12 protein-coding genes are annotated in these 17,729 nt (G+C 48.2%); all 12 read left to right on the forward strand.

What is annotated here, in order from left to right; genetic code table 11:
* Window positions 1–160: 160 nt before the first annotated feature.
* Window positions 161–1,354, forward strand: coding sequence for a transglutaminase domain-containing protein (locus tag HGH92_RS16290; RefSeq protein ID WP_168871837.1), 1,194 nt, complete (start codon window positions 161–163; stop codon window positions 1,352–1,354).
* Window positions 1,355–1,585: 231 nt separating this feature from the next.
* The gene (gene rplK, locus HGH92_RS16295; protein WP_143307800.1) at window positions 1,586–2,029 is read left to right on the forward strand and encodes a 50S ribosomal protein L11; all 444 of its coding nucleotides are present in this window, start codon (window positions 1,586–1,588) and stop codon (window positions 2,027–2,029) included.
* A gap of 43 nt (window positions 2,030–2,072) precedes the next feature.
* Window positions 2,073–2,762: a 50S ribosomal protein L1 gene (gene rplA / locus HGH92_RS16300; protein WP_247654960.1), complete on the forward strand. Its 690-nt coding sequence runs from the start codon at window positions 2,073–2,075 to the stop codon at window positions 2,760–2,762.
* 57 nt (window positions 2,763–2,819) lie between these two features.
* Complete coding sequence (gene rplJ, locus HGH92_RS16305) at window positions 2,820–3,347, forward strand: 50S ribosomal protein L10 (RefSeq protein ID WP_168871839.1); 528 nt, start codon at window positions 2,820–2,822, stop codon at window positions 3,345–3,347.
* Window positions 3,348–3,469: 122 nt separating this feature from the next.
* Entirely contained in the window at window positions 3,470–3,841 is a 372-nt protein-coding gene (gene rplL, locus HGH92_RS16310) for a 50S ribosomal protein L7/L12 (RefSeq protein ID WP_113617224.1), read from the forward strand.
* Between the two features lie 219 nt (window positions 3,842–4,060).
* Window positions 4,061–7,870 carry a DNA-directed RNA polymerase subunit beta gene (rpoB, locus tag HGH92_RS16315; protein WP_168871840.1) on the forward strand — a complete coding sequence of 1,270 codons (3,810 nt, stop codon included), beginning with the start codon at window positions 4,061–4,063 and terminating at the stop codon, window positions 7,868–7,870.
* Between the two features lie 120 nt (window positions 7,871–7,990).
* On the forward strand, window positions 7,991–12,286 hold the full coding sequence (rpoC, locus tag HGH92_RS16320; protein ID WP_168871841.1) for a DNA-directed RNA polymerase subunit beta': 4,296 nt from the start codon (window positions 7,991–7,993) through the stop codon (window positions 12,284–12,286).
* A 124-nt stretch (window positions 12,287–12,410) separates the two neighbouring features.
* Window positions 12,411–13,103 (forward strand): DUF4397 domain-containing protein, encoded by a 693-nt coding sequence (locus HGH92_RS16325; RefSeq protein ID WP_168871842.1) that lies wholly within the window; start codon window positions 12,411–12,413, stop codon window positions 13,101–13,103.
* Window positions 13,104–13,242: 139 nt separating this feature from the next.
* The gene (locus HGH92_RS16330; RefSeq protein ID WP_168871843.1) at window positions 13,243–13,857 is read left to right on the forward strand and encodes an OmpH family outer membrane protein; all 615 of its coding nucleotides are present in this window, start codon (window positions 13,243–13,245) and stop codon (window positions 13,855–13,857) included.
* A gap of 89 nt (window positions 13,858–13,946) precedes the next feature.
* Window positions 13,947–15,392 carry an APC family permease gene (locus HGH92_RS16335; protein ID WP_168871844.1) on the forward strand — a complete coding sequence of 482 codons (1,446 nt, stop codon included), beginning with the start codon at window positions 13,947–13,949 and terminating at the stop codon, window positions 15,390–15,392.
* 649 nt (window positions 15,393–16,041) lie between these two features.
* On the forward strand, window positions 16,042–16,647 hold the full coding sequence (locus HGH92_RS16340; RefSeq protein ID WP_168871845.1) for a DUF4254 domain-containing protein: 606 nt from the start codon (window positions 16,042–16,044) through the stop codon (window positions 16,645–16,647).
* 9 nt (window positions 16,648–16,656) lie between these two features.
* Complete coding sequence (locus tag HGH92_RS16345) at window positions 16,657–17,697, forward strand: glycosyltransferase family 9 protein (protein WP_211092657.1); 1,041 nt, start codon at window positions 16,657–16,659, stop codon at window positions 17,695–17,697.
* Window positions 17,698–17,729 lie beyond the last annotated feature (32 nt).

The raw sequence follows: 17,729 nt of genomic DNA on the forward strand, positions 1-17,729 counted from the left end.
GTATCAAATATTTTAAAAAAGCGCTCCCGGACAGGAGCGCTTTTTTATTTTGATATGTTGCTATTTTAATATTTTTGCGACACCTTTCGTTGCAGAAAGGACTTCAAATCTTAAAAATCCCTGTGCCAATAACCCAATAACAACATAATAAGATAACAAAATGAAAAAATTGCTTTGCGGTATGGCCGGCTGCCTCTTGTTGCTGTCAGCCTCAGCCCAGCAAAAGAAACCTGCTGTAACACCTGTATCTGCTGTCCCCGTTAAAACCTATGCTTCCATCCCTGACTCTGTAACCGGCACCTCCGCTACCATGGCGGCCTGGCTGGTATCTCACAGCGAAAACAAAACAGCGCTCCTCCGTTCCCTGTACGCATGGATGTCTTCCCATATCAATTATGATATGGTCAATACCTTCCAGCCTGGCTATTATAAGGACACGGCAGACGCCATCAACAAAACCCTGCAAACACGCGTTGCCGTGTGTGAAGGATATGCCTCATTGTATATGGACGTAGCCCGCCGCGCAGGCATTCCCGCGGTACTGGTGACAGGTTACCCGCTCACCGGCGGCAGACCGGACAATGCCAGTCACGCCTGGGTGGCCGTACAACTGGACAATGAATGGAAAATGATTGATCCCACCTGGGGCGCCGGTTCGGTGATCAATAATAAATACACGGCGCGGCTCAACTGGAAACACTTCCTGGCAGAACCGCATGAATACCTGAAAACACACGTGCCGTTTGATCCGTTGTTCCAGTTCTCCGAATATCCGCTCCGGCACGATGAAATCCGGGACGGCAAATGGGGTGGTGGAACAGACCAGCCGGTATTTGTGTTCCGGGACACCCTGGCCGCCTTTAGTAAGCTGTCACCCCTGGCCAAGTCGGAGAATATGGCCGCGAGGATCGGGCGTTTCGGTGTGACCAACCAGCTGATTTCCGCAGAGCTGACTTTCCTGATCAACCAGCTCACTGTAGAACGGCAGAATGCCAATATTATGGAGCAAAACCGGGTGGCAGATCAGATCAATGAGTGCAGCCGGCTGTATAACCGGTTGACCAACGACTTTAATGAATATGTGAATTTCCGTAACAAGCAGTTTGCTCCCGCCAGGCCTGACCAGGAAATCCGGGAATGGGTGGACGGTATGTCGCGGCAGTCGGACGATGTAGAGCGGAAGGCGCGGAAGTTGACAGTGACAGACCAGGGCAACCGCCGGGTATTAATGGAAGTATTGGAGGCCAATACGCAGCTGAAGCGTCGTATCGCGGATGAGCAGGCTTTTGTGGGTAAATATATTAAAACGGGAAAGATGTTCCGGAAGTCTTTGTTTTATAAAGTGAGCTTTTAGCTGTACTTTTGCGTTTCTCCCGGATAATAAGGTTTTTTTAAGAGAAATGCAATGGATTTGTAAAAAAAAGGTTTCTGTTAGCAAAAAGGATGCCCAAATTCAAATACTTTTTGGCATTTTAATATTATTATTTACCTTTGCATCCCCTTTAAAAGGTTATTTCAGTTCCTTTTAGTTTTGGGAGTTCTCTGTACAGCAGAGGGCGTTTTAACCAAATTAAATACAATAGTAATGGCAAAAGAGATCGCAACGTACGTGAAATTGCAGGTAAAAGGCGGCCAGGCCAACCCTGCACCTCCGATTGGTCCTGCACTGGGTTCCAAAGGTGTGAACATCATGGAGTTCTGCAAACAGTTCAATGCCCGCACCCAGGATAAAATGGGTAAAGTATTGCCTGTATTGCTGACAGTTTACACTGACAAATCATTTGACTTCGTAATTAAGACTCCTCCGGCACCGGTACAGCTGCTGGAAGCTGCTAAATTGCAAGGTGGTTCTAAAGAGCCTAACCGTAACAAGGTGGGTAAAGTGACCTGGGCACAGGTTGAAGCTATCGCGCAGGATAAAATGCCTGACCTGAACTGCTTCACTCTGAACAGCGCTATGAAAATGGTAGCTGGTACTGCTCGTAGCATGGGTATTACTGTAGAAGGTAAAGCTCCCTGGGAAAACTAATTGGTTCACCCTGTTAAGGCAGGAACTTTAAATCATTTTGACAATGGCAACTAAAAAGAGAAAAGTAGCGCAGGCTAAAGTTGATAAAAACAAGGCGTATACGCTGAAAGAAGCATCTGCTTTAGTAAAAGATATCAACTGTACTAAATTCGACAGTTCTGTCGATTTACATATCCGCTTAGGCGTTGATCCTAAGAAAGCAGACCAGGCTATCCGTGGTTCCGTAACGCTTCCCCACGGTACTGGTAAGACTAAGAAAGTTTTAGTGCTCTGCACACCTGACAAAGAAGCTGCCGCTAAAGAAGCTGGTGCTGATTTCGTTGGTTTGGACGAGTTTATCCAGAAAATTGAATCCGGCTGGACTGAGATCGATGTTATCATCGCTACTCCTGCCGTGATGCCTAAAATCGGTAAACTGGGTAAAATCCTGGGTCCCCGCAACCTGATGCCAAACCCGAAAACCGGTACTGTTACCAACGACGTAGCTGCTGCTGTGAACGAAGTGAAAGGTGGTAAAATTACCTTTAAGGTAGATAAAGCTGGTATCATCCACGCTTCTATCGGCCGTGTATCTTTTGCAACTGATAAAATTGAGCAGAACTCTCAGGAGCTGATCAACGCTATCATCAAGCTGAAACCAGCTACTGCAAAAGGCACTTACCTGAAAGGCCTGTCCATGGCTTCTACTATGAGCCCTGGTATTGCGATCGACACTAAATCTGTTCAAAACTAATTGATCACGCGTGTGTAGCCTTATCTGCAAGGAGGGGCTTGCTACAAACGGTAAAATATGAATAAAGATCAAAAAAATGAAGTGATCGAACTGCTGAAAAGCAAGTTCTCTCAATATAGCAACTTCTACATCACCAACACCGAGTCATTAACGGTAGCGCAGGTTAACGACCTGAGGAAGACTTGCTTCAACAAGAATGTGGAAATGAAGGTGGCTAAAAACACCCTGATCCGTAAGGCACTGGAATCTCTGGACAGCGAAAAATATGCAGGTATCTATGATGCCCTGCACGGTGTAACTGCCCTGATGTTCTCTGACAGCCCGAAAGAGCCGGCTCTGATCATCTCCAGCTTCCGTAAAGCGAACAACAAACTGGAAAAACCAGTACTGAAAGCAGCTTTCGTAGCAGACGAAATCTTCGTAGGTGACAACCAGCTGACTGCCCTGACCAACATCAAGACCAAAAACGAGCTCATCGGCGAAGTTATCGGTCTGTTGCAATCTCCTGCAAAACGCGTTATCGCTGCTTTGCTGGAAAAAGGCAAGAAAGAAGGCGCAGTGGAAGAAGCTCCGGCTGCAGAATAACCGGAACCTGGCCGGTCTGGAACTTAAATTCTTTCCAGATCATTGGTTCCCAACAAATTATGGCTTCCAAGTCACAATATAATTAACAAACATTACAAACATTACATTAAAACATTATAAAAATGGCAGACGTAAAAGCATTAGCCGAACAATTAGTAGGTTTAACTGTTAAGGAAGTACAAGAACTCGCAGACGTACTGAAAAACGAGTACGGCATCGAACCAGCAGCTGCTGCTGTTGTAGTTGCTGCAGGTGGTGGCGAAGCTGCTGCTGCTGAAGAAAAAACTGCATTCAACGTAGTTCTGAAATCTGCAGGTGCTTCCAAACTGAACGTTGTTAAGGTTGTAAAAGACCTGACCGGTCTGGGCCTGAAAGAAGCGAAAGAACTGGTTGACGGCGCTCCTAAATCTGTGAAAGAAGGCGTTAGCAAAGCAGAAGCAGAAGATCTGAAAGCTAAGCTGACTGAAGCAGGTGCTGAAGTTGAAATTCAGTAATTCTTTGCTTAGTATACATCTTTTAAAGGTCAAAAGTGCCCATGGTACTTTTGGCCTTCTTCCCTTTGGGAAAGTGTCTTTTTCAGAGAGTCAAAACGGGGAATCACCCAAGGTGACTTTGACCATGTGCAGAAGGCATATCTAAAATTAGGATGGATATTGGTAAAGAAATCTTAATTTCCCTAATTCTTACAAGTCATATAACTGCTAACTTCGAATATGTCTCTAAAAAAAGCCCAAACAAGCGAAAGAGTAAATTTTGGAAAGATCAAACAAGTTACTGAGACACCGGATCTGTTGGCTATCCAAATCCAATCTTTCAAGGATTTCTTCCAATTAGAAACCACACCAGACAAACGAAATAACGAAGGCCTTTTTAAAGTATTTAAGGAGAACTTCCCGATTACAGATACCCGCAATATCTTCAATCTGGAGTTCCTTGATTATTTCGTAGACCCTCCGCGCTATACCATTGAGGAGTGTATTGAACGTGGGCTTACCTACTCTGTACCGTTGAAGGCGAAACTGCGTCTCAGCTGTAATGATGAGGAGCATGTGGATTTCCAGACAATTGTGCAGGACGTGTTCTTAGGTAACATTCCCTACATGACCCCAAGAGGTACTTTCGTTATTAATGGTGCTGAGCGCGTAGTTGTTTCCCAACTGCACCGCTCTCCTGGTGTATTCTTTGGTCAGTCTGTTCACCCGAACGGAACGAAGATCTACTCTGCAAGGGTGATCCCGTTCAAAGGGGCCTGGATGGAGTTTGCAACCGACATCAACAATGTGATGTATGCTTACATTGACCGTAAGAAGAAGTTCCCTGTTACCACCCTGCTGCGTGCCATCGGTTATGAAACCGATAAGGACATCCTGCAGCTGTTTGGTATGGCTGATGAAGTAAAAGCAGACAAGAAAAGTCTTGATAAATACGCCGGCAAAAAGCTGGCTGCCCGTGTTTTAAGAAGCTGGGTGGAAGACTTTGTGGATGAAGACACCGGTGAAGTGGTAAGTATCGAGCGTAACGAGATTATGCTCGAGCGTGACAGCATTCTGGACGAAGCGAACATCGAGACCATCGTGGATATGGGCCTGAAGAGCGTTTTCGTACAGAAAGAAGAGGTGAGCGGCGATTTCTCCATCATCTACAACACATTAAACAAGGATACATCCAACTCCGAGCTGGAAGCCGTTCAGCACATCTACCGCCAACTGCGCGGTGCCGATGCGCCGGATGATGAAACAGCAAGGGGTATCATCGATAAATTATTCTTCTCCGACAAACGTTATGACCTCGGAGACGTAGGCCGTTACAAAATCAACCGGAAACTGGGTCTGTCTACTCCGCTGGACATGAAAGTGCTGACGAAAGACGACATCATTTCCATCATCAAGTACCTGGTACAACTGACCAACGGTAAAGCAGAGATCGACGATATCGATCACCTGAGCAACCGTCGTGTACGTACCGTGGGTGAACAGCTGTACGCTCAGTTTGGCGTTGGTCTGGCCCGTATGGCCCGTACCATCCGCGAACGTATGAACGTACGTGACAACGAGGTGTTTACACCAGTGGACCTGATCAATGCGAGGACCCTGTCTTCCGTGATCAACTCCTTCTTCGGTACCTCCCAGCTGTCACAGTTCCTCGACCAAACCAACCCGCTGTCTGAGATCACGCACAAACGCCGTATCTCCGCCCTCGGTCCCGGTGGTCTGAGCCGTGAAAGAGCAGGCTTTGAGGTGCGTGACGTTCACTATAGCCACTATGGCCGTCTGTGTACGATCGAAACACCGGAAGGCCCGAACATCGGTCTGATTTCCACCCTTTGCGTACACGCGAAGGTGAATGAAATGGGCTTCATCGAAACACCGTACCGCAAAGTAAATTCCGGTAAGGTAGACATGCAGAAGGTAGAGTTCCTGAGCGCGGAAGAAGAAGATACCGTGAAGATCGCACAGGCCAACGCTCCGCTCGATGACAAAGGCAACTTCCTCAACGATAAAGTAAAATCCCGCGAAACCGGTGACTTCCCGATCCTGGACAAACAGGAAGTGGAATTCATGGACGTGGCGCCAAACCAGATCGTAGGTCTGAGTGCTTCCCTGATTCCGTTCCTCGAACATGATGACGCCAACCGTGCGTTGATGGGATCAAACATGCAACGTCAGGCCGTGCCACTGCTGAACCCGGAAGTGCCCATCGTGGGTACCGGCCTGGAAGCAAAGGCAGCACGCGACTCCCGCCTGCAAATCACCGCAGAAGGCAAGGGCGTGATCGAATTCGTGGACGCCAAAGAAATCCATGTTCGTTACGAGCGTGACGAGCTGCAGAAACTGGTGAGCTTCGAAGACGACCTGGTGATCTATAACCTGACCAAATTCGTTAAAACAAACCAGAGTACCTGTATCAACCTCAGACCTTGCGTGAAGAAAGGTCAGCGCGTGGAAATCGGCGACTTCCTCACAGAAGGTTACGCTACCCGTGGCGGTGAACTGGCACTGGGCCGTAACATGAAAGTGGCGTTCATGCCATGGAAAGGTTACAACTTTGAGGATGCGATCGTAATCTCTGAACGTGTAGCACGTGAAGACCTCTTTACCTCCATCCACATTGACGAATACGAACTGGAAGTACGTGACACCAAACTGGGCGAGGAAGAACTGACCCCGGATATCCCGAACGTGAGCGAAGAGGCTACCAAAGACCTCGACCAGAACGGTATCATCCGTGTGGGCGCCCACATTAAGGAAGGTGACATCCTGATCGGTAAAATCACACCGCGTGGTGAATCTGATCCTTCTCCGGAAGAAAAGCTCCTCAGAGCGATCTTCGGTGACAAGGCATCCGATGCGAAAGACGCTTCCCTGAAAGCACCTCCGTCCACAGAAGGCGTGGTGATCGACAAGAAGCTGTTCAGCCGCGCTAAGAAAGATAAAAACTCCAAGACCCGCGAAAAAGCGGCCATCGAAAAACTGGAGAAAATACACCAGAAGAACACTGAAGACCTGCTGGAAGTGCTGATGAGCAAACTGCTGGTACTGCTGAAAGACAAAACGTCCCAGGGCATTACCAACACTTACGGTGAAGTACTGATCTCCAAAGGTTCCAAGTTCTCCCAGAAAAACCTGGTGAATATTGATTTCATGAACGTGAACCCGCTGGGTTGGACCACCGACGAGGTGACCAACGACCAGATCAATACCCTGCTGCACAATTACAACATCAAGTACAACGAAGAGCTGGGCCGTTACAAACGTGAGAAATTCAACATCTCCATTGGTGACGAACTGCCTGCCGGCGTACTGAAACTGGCGAAGGTATACCTGGCCAGCAAACGTAAGCTGAAAGTAGGGGACAAGATGGCGGGCCGCCACGGTAACAAGGGTATCGTAGCAAGGATCGTGCGTGACGAAGACATGCCGTTCCTGGCAGACGGTACACCGCTGGACATAGTACTGAACCCGCTGGGCGTACCTTCCCGTATGAACCTCGGACAGATCTACGAAACCGTACTGGGCTGGGCCGGTCTGAAACTGGGTATGCGTTTCGCTACTCCGATCTTTGACGGTGCTACTACTGAAGAAATAGCCAATTATATCAATGAGGCAGGACTGCCAAGCTTTGGCCACACTTACCTGTATGATGGTGAGACCGGCGACCGCTTCCACCAGAAAGCTACCGTGGGCGTGATCTACATGCTCAAACTGAGCCACATGGTGGACGACAAAATGCACGCCCGTTCTATCGGACCGTACAGCCTCATCACGCAACAGCCGCTGGGTGGTAAAGCCCAGTTCGGTGGTCAGCGTTTTGGTGAGATGGAGGTGTGGGCACTGGAAGCATACGGTGCAGCCAACATTCTGCAGGAACTGCTTACCATCAAATCCGATGATATCGTTGGTCGCGCCAAAGCCTATGAATCCATCGTTAAAGGTGACAACATCCCGAAAGCCGGTGTGCCTGAATCCTTCAACGTATTGATCCATGAATTGCGTGGTCTGGGTCTTGATCTGAAATTTGACTAAGAGCTTTTAGCTACCAGCCATTAGCCCCCGGCTAATGGCTGATAGCTTGGATATTTCGCAGGAATAAAATTTTTGTCGCTGGCTTAACACCAACGGCTAACAGCTAAAAGCTAATAACAGATGGCTATCAAAAAAGAAAATCGTCCTAAATCAAATTTTAACAGCATCACCATTAGTCTGGCTTCTCCGGATGTAATCCTGGAGCGTTCATACGGTGAGGTGCTGAAACCTGAAACCATCAACTACCGTACTTACAAGCCGGAACGTGATGGTTTGTTCTGCGAAAGAATATTCGGGCCTGTAAAGGATTACGAATGCTATTGCGGAAAATATAAACGTATCCGTTATAAAGGTATCGTATGTGACCGCTGTGGGGTGGAAGTAACGGAGAAAAAAGTACGTCGCGAAAGAATGGGCCACATCCGTCTGGTAGTGCCTGTTGTACATATATGGTATTTCAAATCGCTCCCTAACAAGATCGGTTACCTGCTGGGAATGTCTTCCAAAAAGCTGGAGACCATCGTTTACTACGAAAGATATGTAGTAATCCAGGCGGGCGCGAAACAGGAAAAAGGAATGAACTACGGTGACCTGCTCACTGAAGAAGAATACCTCGACATCCTGGACACCCTGCCTAAAGACAATCAGCTGTTGCCGGATGAAGATCCCAACAAGTTCATTGCCAAAATGGGTGCTGAAGCGGTGGAAATGATGCTGGCCCGTATTGATCTGGACAGCCTTTCCTACCAGCTGCGTAATCAGGCCGCTACTGAAACTTCCCAGCAACGTAAAGCGGAAGCGCTGAAACGTCTGAGCGTGGTGGAAGCTTTCCGTGACGCCAACAGCCGCGTAGAAAACCGTCCTGAATGGATGGTGATGCAATATATCCCTGTAGTACCGCCTGAACTGCGTCCGTTAGTGCCGCTGGATGGTGGCCGTTTTGCGTCTTCCGACCTGAACGATCTGTACCGCAGGGTGATCATTCGTAACAACCGTCTGAAACGTCTGATCGAAATTAAAGCACCGGAAGTGATCCTGCGTAACGAAAAACGTATGCTGCAGGAAGCGGTGGATTCCCTGTTCGACAACTCCCGTAAATCCAATGCGGTGAAAGCGGAAGGTGGTCGTGCGCTGAAATCCCTCTCCGATGTGCTGAAAGGTAAACAAGGCCGTTTCCGTCAGAACCTCCTCGGTAAACGTGTGGACTACTCCGGTCGTTCCGTTATCGTGGTAGGCCCTGAACTGAAACTGCATGAGTGCGGCCTGCCGAAAGATATGGCTGCCGAGCTGTTCAAACCGTTTATCATCCGTAAACTGATAGAAAGAGGCATCGTAAAAACCGTGAAATCAGCGAAAAAGCTGGTAGACCGGAAAGAAGCGGTGGTTTGGGACATCCTGGAAAACGTGCTGAAAGGTCACCCGGTATTGTTAAACCGTGCTCCGACCCTGCACCGTCTGTCTATTCAGGCATTCCAGCCTAAACTGGTGGAAGGTAAAGCGATCCAGTTGCACCCGCTCGTGTGTTCTGCGTTCAACGCCGACTTCGATGGTGACCAGATGGCGGTACACGTGCCGTTGAGCAATGCTGCTATTCTGGAAGCCCAACTGCTGATGCTGTCTTCCCACAACATCCTCAACCCGCAGAACGGTACGCCGATCACCCTGCCTTCACAGGACATGGTACTCGGTCTGTATTACATCACCAAGGGTAAGAAAACCCAGGGCGATGTGGTGGTAAGAGGTGAAGGCAAAGCTTTCTATTCTGCTGAAGAGGTGATCATTGCACTGAACGAAGACAGAATTGACCTGCACGCTCACATCCGTGTAAAAACCACGGTGAGAACTGCTGAAGGTAACCTGGAGAACAAACTCATCGAAACTACCGTAGGCCGCGTACTGTTCAACCAGTTCGTACCGAAGGAAGCAGGTTATGTAAATGCCCTGTTGACGAAGAAGTCACTGCGTGAAATCATCGGTGATATCATCAAATACACAGATATTCCAAAAACTGCCAAATTCCTGGACGACATCAAACAATTAGGTTTCCGCATGGCGTTCCGTGGTGGTCTGTCATTTAACATCAATGACCTGATCATTCCGGAAGTTAAGCAGGAAATGATTGATGCTGCTGCCGGTGAAGTGGACGAAGTTTGGGACAACTATAACATGGGTCTGATCACCAACAACGAACGTTACAACCAGATCATCGATATCTGGTCCCGCGTGGATACCAAGGTGACAGAAACCCTGATCCGTGAACTGGCAACAGACAAACAGGGCTTCAACTCTGTGTACATGATGCTTGATTCCGGTGCGCGTGGTTCCAAACAGCAGATCAAACAGCTGGCTGGTATCAGGGGTCTGATGGCCAAGCCGCGTAAGAGTGGTTCTACCGGTTCTGAGATCATCGAAAACCCGGTATTGTCCAACTTTAAGGATGGTCTGAACGTATTGGAATACTTCATCTCTACCCACGGTGCCCGTAAGGGTCTTGCGGATACGGCGTTGAAAACGGCGGATGCGGGTTACCTGACCCGTCGTCTGGTAGACGTTGCGCAGGACGTGGTGATCAACGAAGAGGATTGCGGCACCCTGCGTGGTATTGCGACCGCTGCGTTGAAAGACAACGAAGAGGTGATCGAAACACTGTACGACCGTATCCTGGGCCGTACTTCCCTGCACGACGTGTTTGATCCTCACACCGAGGAGCTGCTGGTAAGTGCCGGTGAAGAAATTACCGAGGATATTGCTCATAGAATTGAATCCAGCGCGATCGAAACCGTAGAGATCCGTTCCGTACTGACTTGCGAAAGCCGTCGTGGCGTGTGCGTGAAATGTTACGGTAAGAACCTCGCTACCGGTTACACTGCACAGCGTGGTGATGCGGTAGGTATCATCGCTGCACAGTCCATCGGTGAACCTGGTACACAGTTGACACTGCGTACGTTCCACGTGGGTGGTGTTGCGGGTTCCACTTCCGTTGAATCCGGCCTCCAGGCTAAATTTGACGGTACTATCCAGTTCGATGGCTTACGTACTACCACCTACGAAAACAACGAAGGTGAGAAAGTACAGGTGGTTATCGGCCGTACCGGTGAGTTGCGTATCATGGACGTGAAAAATGACCGTCTGCTGGTAACCAACAACATTCCTTATGGTTCCACCCTGCTGGTGAAAGACGGACAGAAAGTAGCGAAAGGCGACCAGATTTGTACCTGGGACCCATTCAACGCCGTTATCGTGTCCGAAATACCGGGTAACATTCGTTTCGACAGCATCATTGAAGGTATCACCTTCCGTGAAGAAGCGGACGAACAAACCGGTCACCGCGAGAAAGTGGTTATCGAAACCAAAGACAAAAACAAGATCCCGTCTATCTATGTAGATGGTAATAAAGAGGTGAAATCTTACAACTTGCCGGTAGGTTCCCACATTGTGATCTCTGAAGGTGATCATGTGAGAGCTGGTCAGGTAATCGTAAAAATCCCTCGTATCATTGGTAAACTGCGAGACATCACCGGTGGTCTGCCACGTGTAACTGAGCTGTTTGAAGCACGTAACCCGAGCAACCCTGCCATCGTTTCTGAAATCGACGGTGTGGTAGCCTTTGGTAACATCAAACGTGGTAACCGTGAGATCATCATCGAAAGCCGTGAAGGTCAGATCAAGAAATACCTGGTGCCTTTGACCCGTCACATCCTGGTACAGGACGGTGACTTCGTGAAGGCCGGTACTTCCCTGTCTGACGGTTCTACTACTCCTGCAGACATCCTGGCCATTAAAGGTCCGTTTGCCGTACAGGAATACCTGGTAAATGAAATTCAGGAAGTATACCGTTTACAGGGTGTAAAGATCAACGACAAACACATCGAGGTGATTGTTCGTCAGATGATGCGCAAAGTAAACATCGAAGATCCCGGAGATACCCGCTTCCTCGAAGGCGATACCGAAGACAGGTTCGACTTCTTCGAAGAGAACGACATGATCTTCGATAAGAAAGTGGTAACCGAAGCCGGTGAATCCGCTGTACTGAAAGCTGGTCAGATCGTGACCCTGCGTCAGGTACGTGAGGAAAACTCTCTGCTGCGCCGCGCCGATAAGAAACTGGTAGAATTCCGTGATGCACAACCGGCTACATCCAGCCCGCTGCTCCAGGGTATTACCAAAGCGTCTCTCGGTACACGTAGCTGGATTTCCGCTGCGTCCTTCCAGGAAACCACGAAAGTACTGTCTCAGGCAGCGATCAACGGTAAGATCGACGATATGACCGGTCTGAAGGAAAATATCGTTACCGGTCACCTGATCCCTGCTGGTACAGGTCTGCGTGAATTTGAAAACATGATCGTAGGTTCCAAAGAAGAATACGACATCCTGGCATCTTCCAAAGAAGTGTTCCAGTTTGACGAAGAAGAATAAATTGTTCCCCGGGCTGAAACCCAGGGCCACAAGATAAAAGAGGAAGCCCTCATTGATGAAAATCGATGAGGGCTTCTTCTTTTTTAGTACTTTACATCCGGTTTTAAAAACGATCCGGAAATTCATGAAAAAACTGCTTATTGTAGTATTGGGATGGCTGATAGTGATGACGGCCTGTAAGAAAAATAGTGATTCTGCCATTCCTGTGACCTCTTCCAGCTTTATGTTTTTTAATGGCGTCCCGGACAAAGCCTATGATATCTGGTTGGATAGCGCCAAAGTGGGGTCTAAGGTCATTTTTGGACAGCATACCCCTTATCAGTCTATGCGGGCGCAATTGTATACCATCTACATGGTGGACACAAGCAATCCGCGCGATACAATTCGGGTGGGGCAAATCAATCTGCGTAACAAACGTTTTTTCTCGGCTTACCTGGGATATGACTCTGCCAATAAAGTGCTTGCATTCCGTACCCTGGAAGACGACCTGAACCCTCCGGCGGCGGCAGACAGTATGAAACTCCGGGTGATAAGCCTCAATTACGCCTTCCGGTCTAACGGGCAGGCCGTTACGATGGACCTGTTTTCCCAAAACAACAAGTTCTTCAGGGGGCTTGGATTTATGCAGTTCACCCAGTACATCACACTGTTTGGGGACAGTACCTATCATTTTAATTTCCGGCCAACTGATGACACCACTGCTATTCCCAACAAGCTTGATTTTCCGTCACAACACGGGAAGGTCTATACGCTGATCACTATTGGCAATACGTTGAGTTCGGACAAGTTCAAGACCTTCACGATCACCCATAATTAACAGGAAAAGGGCTGTAGCGCTCCAGGCTGTAGCAAAAAGCTTCGTTAAAAATGGGAATCCGGATTTGAAAATCCGGTAAAAGCTTTATTTTAGCCCTTCAATTTTAAAACCTTAAAAGGAGTTAAATCTACCTATCAACATGCGCACTTGTAAACAATTCGTGTCAAAAGGATTATTGGCGGCATTAGCAGCCGGTTTATTTATGGCCTGCAACGGCAACAAGGCTGGCAACAATGCGCCTGCCGCCACTCCCGCAGCAGGTACTAACGCTCCGGCAGCGGGTTTCAAAATTGCTTACGTAGACCTGGATTCTCTGGAAGCGCATTTTGAATATTTCAAACAAAAGAAGTCCGAACTGGAGCAGAAGCAACAGGGTATGGACAACCAGCTGAAAGCCAAGGCCAGGGCTTTGCAGGCAGAATATCAGGACTTGCAGCGCAAGGCTTCCACGCTCACACAGGAGCAGGGTGAGGCCGCACAACGCTCCCTGATGGCCAAACAACAACAACTGGAGCAGGAAGCACAGAACATGCGTGCGGAATATGCCCAGAACGAAACCAAATTCAACGAAGAGCTGCAGAAGCGACTGGACGATTTCCTGAAATCCTTCAATGCTGACAAACGCTATTCTTATATCTTCTCTTACCGTACCGGTCAGAGCAACATTTTGTATGCGGACCCTGCATTCGACGTGACTGCTGATGTGATCAAAGGCATGAATGAGAAAGGCGCTGAAGCACCCGCTGCCAAATAAAGAAAATAACAGGCAAACATTAAAAAAATTGTCTACCTTATAGTCCCGGTTCCCCAAAAGAGCCGGGATTTTTTAATTTCTACCGTTATATGGACATCAACCAAAACAATTCATTTAAGCCTACGCTTGGCTTATTAGACGCCACCATGATAGTAGCCGGTTCCATGATAGGTTCCGGTATTTTTATTGTTACTGCAGAAATAGCCCGTAGTGTGGGCGGCGCCGGATGGGTTACCGCCATGTGGGTATTAGCGGGCGTGGTTACGCTTATTGCGGCACTCAGTTACGGTGAGTTATCCGGCATGTTTCCCAAAGCAGGCGGACAATACGTATACCTGCGGGAGGCTTACAATCCTTTCATCGCCTTTTTATTTGGATGGACGCAGTTCGGTGTTATCCAGACCGGCACCATCGCCGCTGTGGCTGTGGCTTTCGCCAAGTTTACCGCTTACCTGATACCGGGATTCAGCGAGAAAAATATTCTCTTGTCATTCAATGCGGAGCTAAAGCCCATATTCCAGATATCGGCTGCGCAGCTGGTGGCGATCGTTTCCATCATCCTGCTCACGTATATCAATACACGTGGCGTAAAACACGGCAAAGTGATACAGACCGTGTTTACATTGGCCAAACTCTTGTCCCTCTTTGGTTTGATCGTTTTTGGCCTGTTGCTGGGCGCTAAAGCAGAGATCTGGAATGCTAACTGGCAGGACCCGTGGAACCATTTTTCCATGGAGGCCGTAAATGGGGACACTATCATCAAGTCCTTGTCAGGGTTGGCTTTCTTTGGTGCTATCGCCGTATCCATGAAAGGGTCTTTGTTTTCCAGCGATGCGTGGAACAACGTGACCTTTATTGCCGCTGAGATTAAGAACCCCGCCAAAAATATTGGCCGTTCGTTGTTTCTGGGCACCCTGATCGTGACTATTATTTATGTAAGCTGCAACCTGATGTACCTGGCGGTATTGCCGCTGCATGACATCGCTTTCGCCGCCAATGACAGGGTAGGCGTAGCAGCGGCTGAAAAGATCTTTGGCGGCATTGGTTCCGGTATTATCGCCGTGATGATCATGATTTCCACTTTCGGCTGCAATAACGGGCTGATCCTGTCCGGCGCCCGTATATATTATACGATGGCGCAGGATGGACTGTTTTTCCGCAAAGCCGGAGAGCTGAACAAAAACGCTGTGCCCGCCCGCGGGTTGTGGATACAGTGCTTCTGGGCATCGTTGCTGTGCCTTACCGGCCGCTACAACGACTTGCTGGCGTTGGTGATATTCGGGGTGCTGATCTTTTATGTGCTGACCATTCTGGGCATTTTTATCCTGAGAAAGAAGCGTCCTGAACTGGAAAGGCCTTATAAAGCCATCGGTTATCCGGTGCTGCCGATGATATATGTAATAGTGGCGCTTTCACTGGCGGCACTGCTGCTGATTTTCGAAACTAACTACACTTTGCCTGGTCTGGGGATTATTTTATTGGGTATTCCCCTGTATTTTCTGGCCATGAGAAGCAAGGGAAAAGCGCTCTCCTAGCTAAAAAGGACAACAAAAAGGAAAATTTAACACGAACGTTGTATAAGATTTCGGGGCCACTGCGGTTTTATTAGCAGTGGCCCCTCTTAATTTGCACTAAGACAATTGGACGGACTTGTGGAGTTGGACCCTACTGGATTGCAGAAAACCCTATAGCAAAAAAAGCTAGAAAAAAAATGGCATTGCCACATCACAACGGAGTAAACGCTGCATGCAGCATCAGTTTTTATTGAACTATGAAATGTATGCCCTGGAGTATTTGTTAGACAGTTGTATGTTATTTTATGGACCCTCAAATAATATAAGCCATCGGAGTATTATATATATTTCTACATCTAAAGAAATTACCAGAAAAATATTTATTGCCAACAATGGTGTTCTATGGACATCATTCTCATAGAGTATGAAAAATATCAGGCGATAGAAAGGTATCTCAACCCCAAGATAACCATTAAAAGCCTACACGATTTGCATTCTCGAACATTCACATGACAATCTTTTACAACAAGCGTATGGTCTCTACCATGCGCTTCTTTTTTATTTTGATATTGGATTATTTGATTATTCAGCTATTGGATGGACAGAGGCTTGTTTAAAATATTCAAATGATTAAATAATTAAATAATCAAATGATGGTTATTTTTGCAGCATGTTTACAACCACCTCCAACAGTATATTTGACCGGAGCATACAGGATTATCACCGGTACAATGATGTGCATCAGGCTATCAGCAATCCCTATGAAAAAAGCAGCATCGAGCATTTGCTGTATATGAAAAACTGGATCGACACTGTACAATGGCATCTGGAAGATATTATCCGTGATCCGCAGATCAACCCCGTAGAGGCGCTGGAAATCAAGCGGTGGATTGACCGTTCCAACCAGGAACGCACCGATGTGGTAGAGTATATTGACAGTTATTTCCTGGAGCAGTATAAAGACATTAAACCAGCCGCAGATGCGGTTATCAATACAGAGAGCCCGGCGTGGGCGATAGACCGCTTGTCTATCCTGGCATTGAAAATATATCATATGCAGGAAGAGGCCACCCGTGCTGACGCCACACCGGAGCATCGCGAGGCATGTCAGCGTAAGCTGAACATCCTGCTGGAACAGCGCACAGACCTGAGCACTGCGATAGAAACGCTGCTGGCAGACATTGCAGCAGGCAGAAAGTACATGAAAGTGTACAAGCAGATGAAGATGTATAACGATCCTTCACTGAACCCTGTGTTATACAAGGGGGAAAAATAACCGGCTTCCTTGGCAATTACTACCACTATACTGGTCACCCGTTTATCCGCCCTTGGAGACGTAGCGATGACCATACCGGTCATGAAACAGGTACTGGATGAAAATCCGCAGGTACAGATCATTTTTGTGACCAACAAAAACTGGGGTGCCCTGTGTGCAGGGATTCCGCGGCTGGTATTTTTTCCGGCCGATGTAAAGGGAGCGCATAAAGGCGTGCCCGGATTGTACCGGCTGTTCCGCAGTATCAGCCGCCAGTACCGGATTGATGCCGTAGCTGACCTGCATAATGTGCTGCGGTCGCGGATCGTGCGTACTTTTTTCCGCCTGACAGGCAAGCCGGTAGCGGCTATCGACAAGGGGCGTGCAGGTAAAAAAGCGCTTACCAGGAAGGAAAACAAGATTTTAGAGCCACAAACCAGCACTATAGAGCGTTATGCGATCGTTTTCCGGCAGCTGGGCCTGCATTGTACAATGGGCACACAACCGGTATTTGCGCCACAGCCGCTTCCGGAGCGGGTATTGGCTGTTACCGGCGTCAAAGACGCCCGGTCATGGATAGGACTGGCACCCTTTGCCACCTACCGGGAGAAAATGTACCCGCTGGCCAAAATGGAAATGGCGCTGGCAGCCCTGGTTAAAGGCGGGACCTGCCGCGTATTGCTTTTTGGCGGCGGCAAGGCAGAAGTGGAGCAGCTGAATGAGCTGGCGGCACGTTATCCACAGGCTATGTCCGTTGCCGGCTGTTTTACGCTGGAAGAGGAACTGGCGCTTATCAGCCAGCTGGATTTGATGATCAGCATGGATTCTGCCAATATGCATCTGGCCTCCCTGTATGGGGTGAAAGTGGTTTCCGTATGGGGCGCTACCCATCCATATGCCGGTTTTATGGGCTATGGACAGTCTGAGCAGCATGCTGTACAGATCACAGATCTGACTTGCCGGCCGTGTTCTGTTTTTGGCAATAAACCCTGCTTCAGAGGCGATCATGCCTGCATGGAATGGATCAAGCCGGAACAAATAACAGAAAAAGTAATAGGTCTTATCCGTTAAGAAGCTTTACCACATTGGATTTAGAAGGATAT

This window comes from Chitinophaga varians (assembly GCF_012641275.1).
Classification (GTDB): domain Bacteria; phylum Bacteroidota; class Bacteroidia; order Chitinophagales; family Chitinophagaceae; genus Chitinophaga; species Chitinophaga varians_A.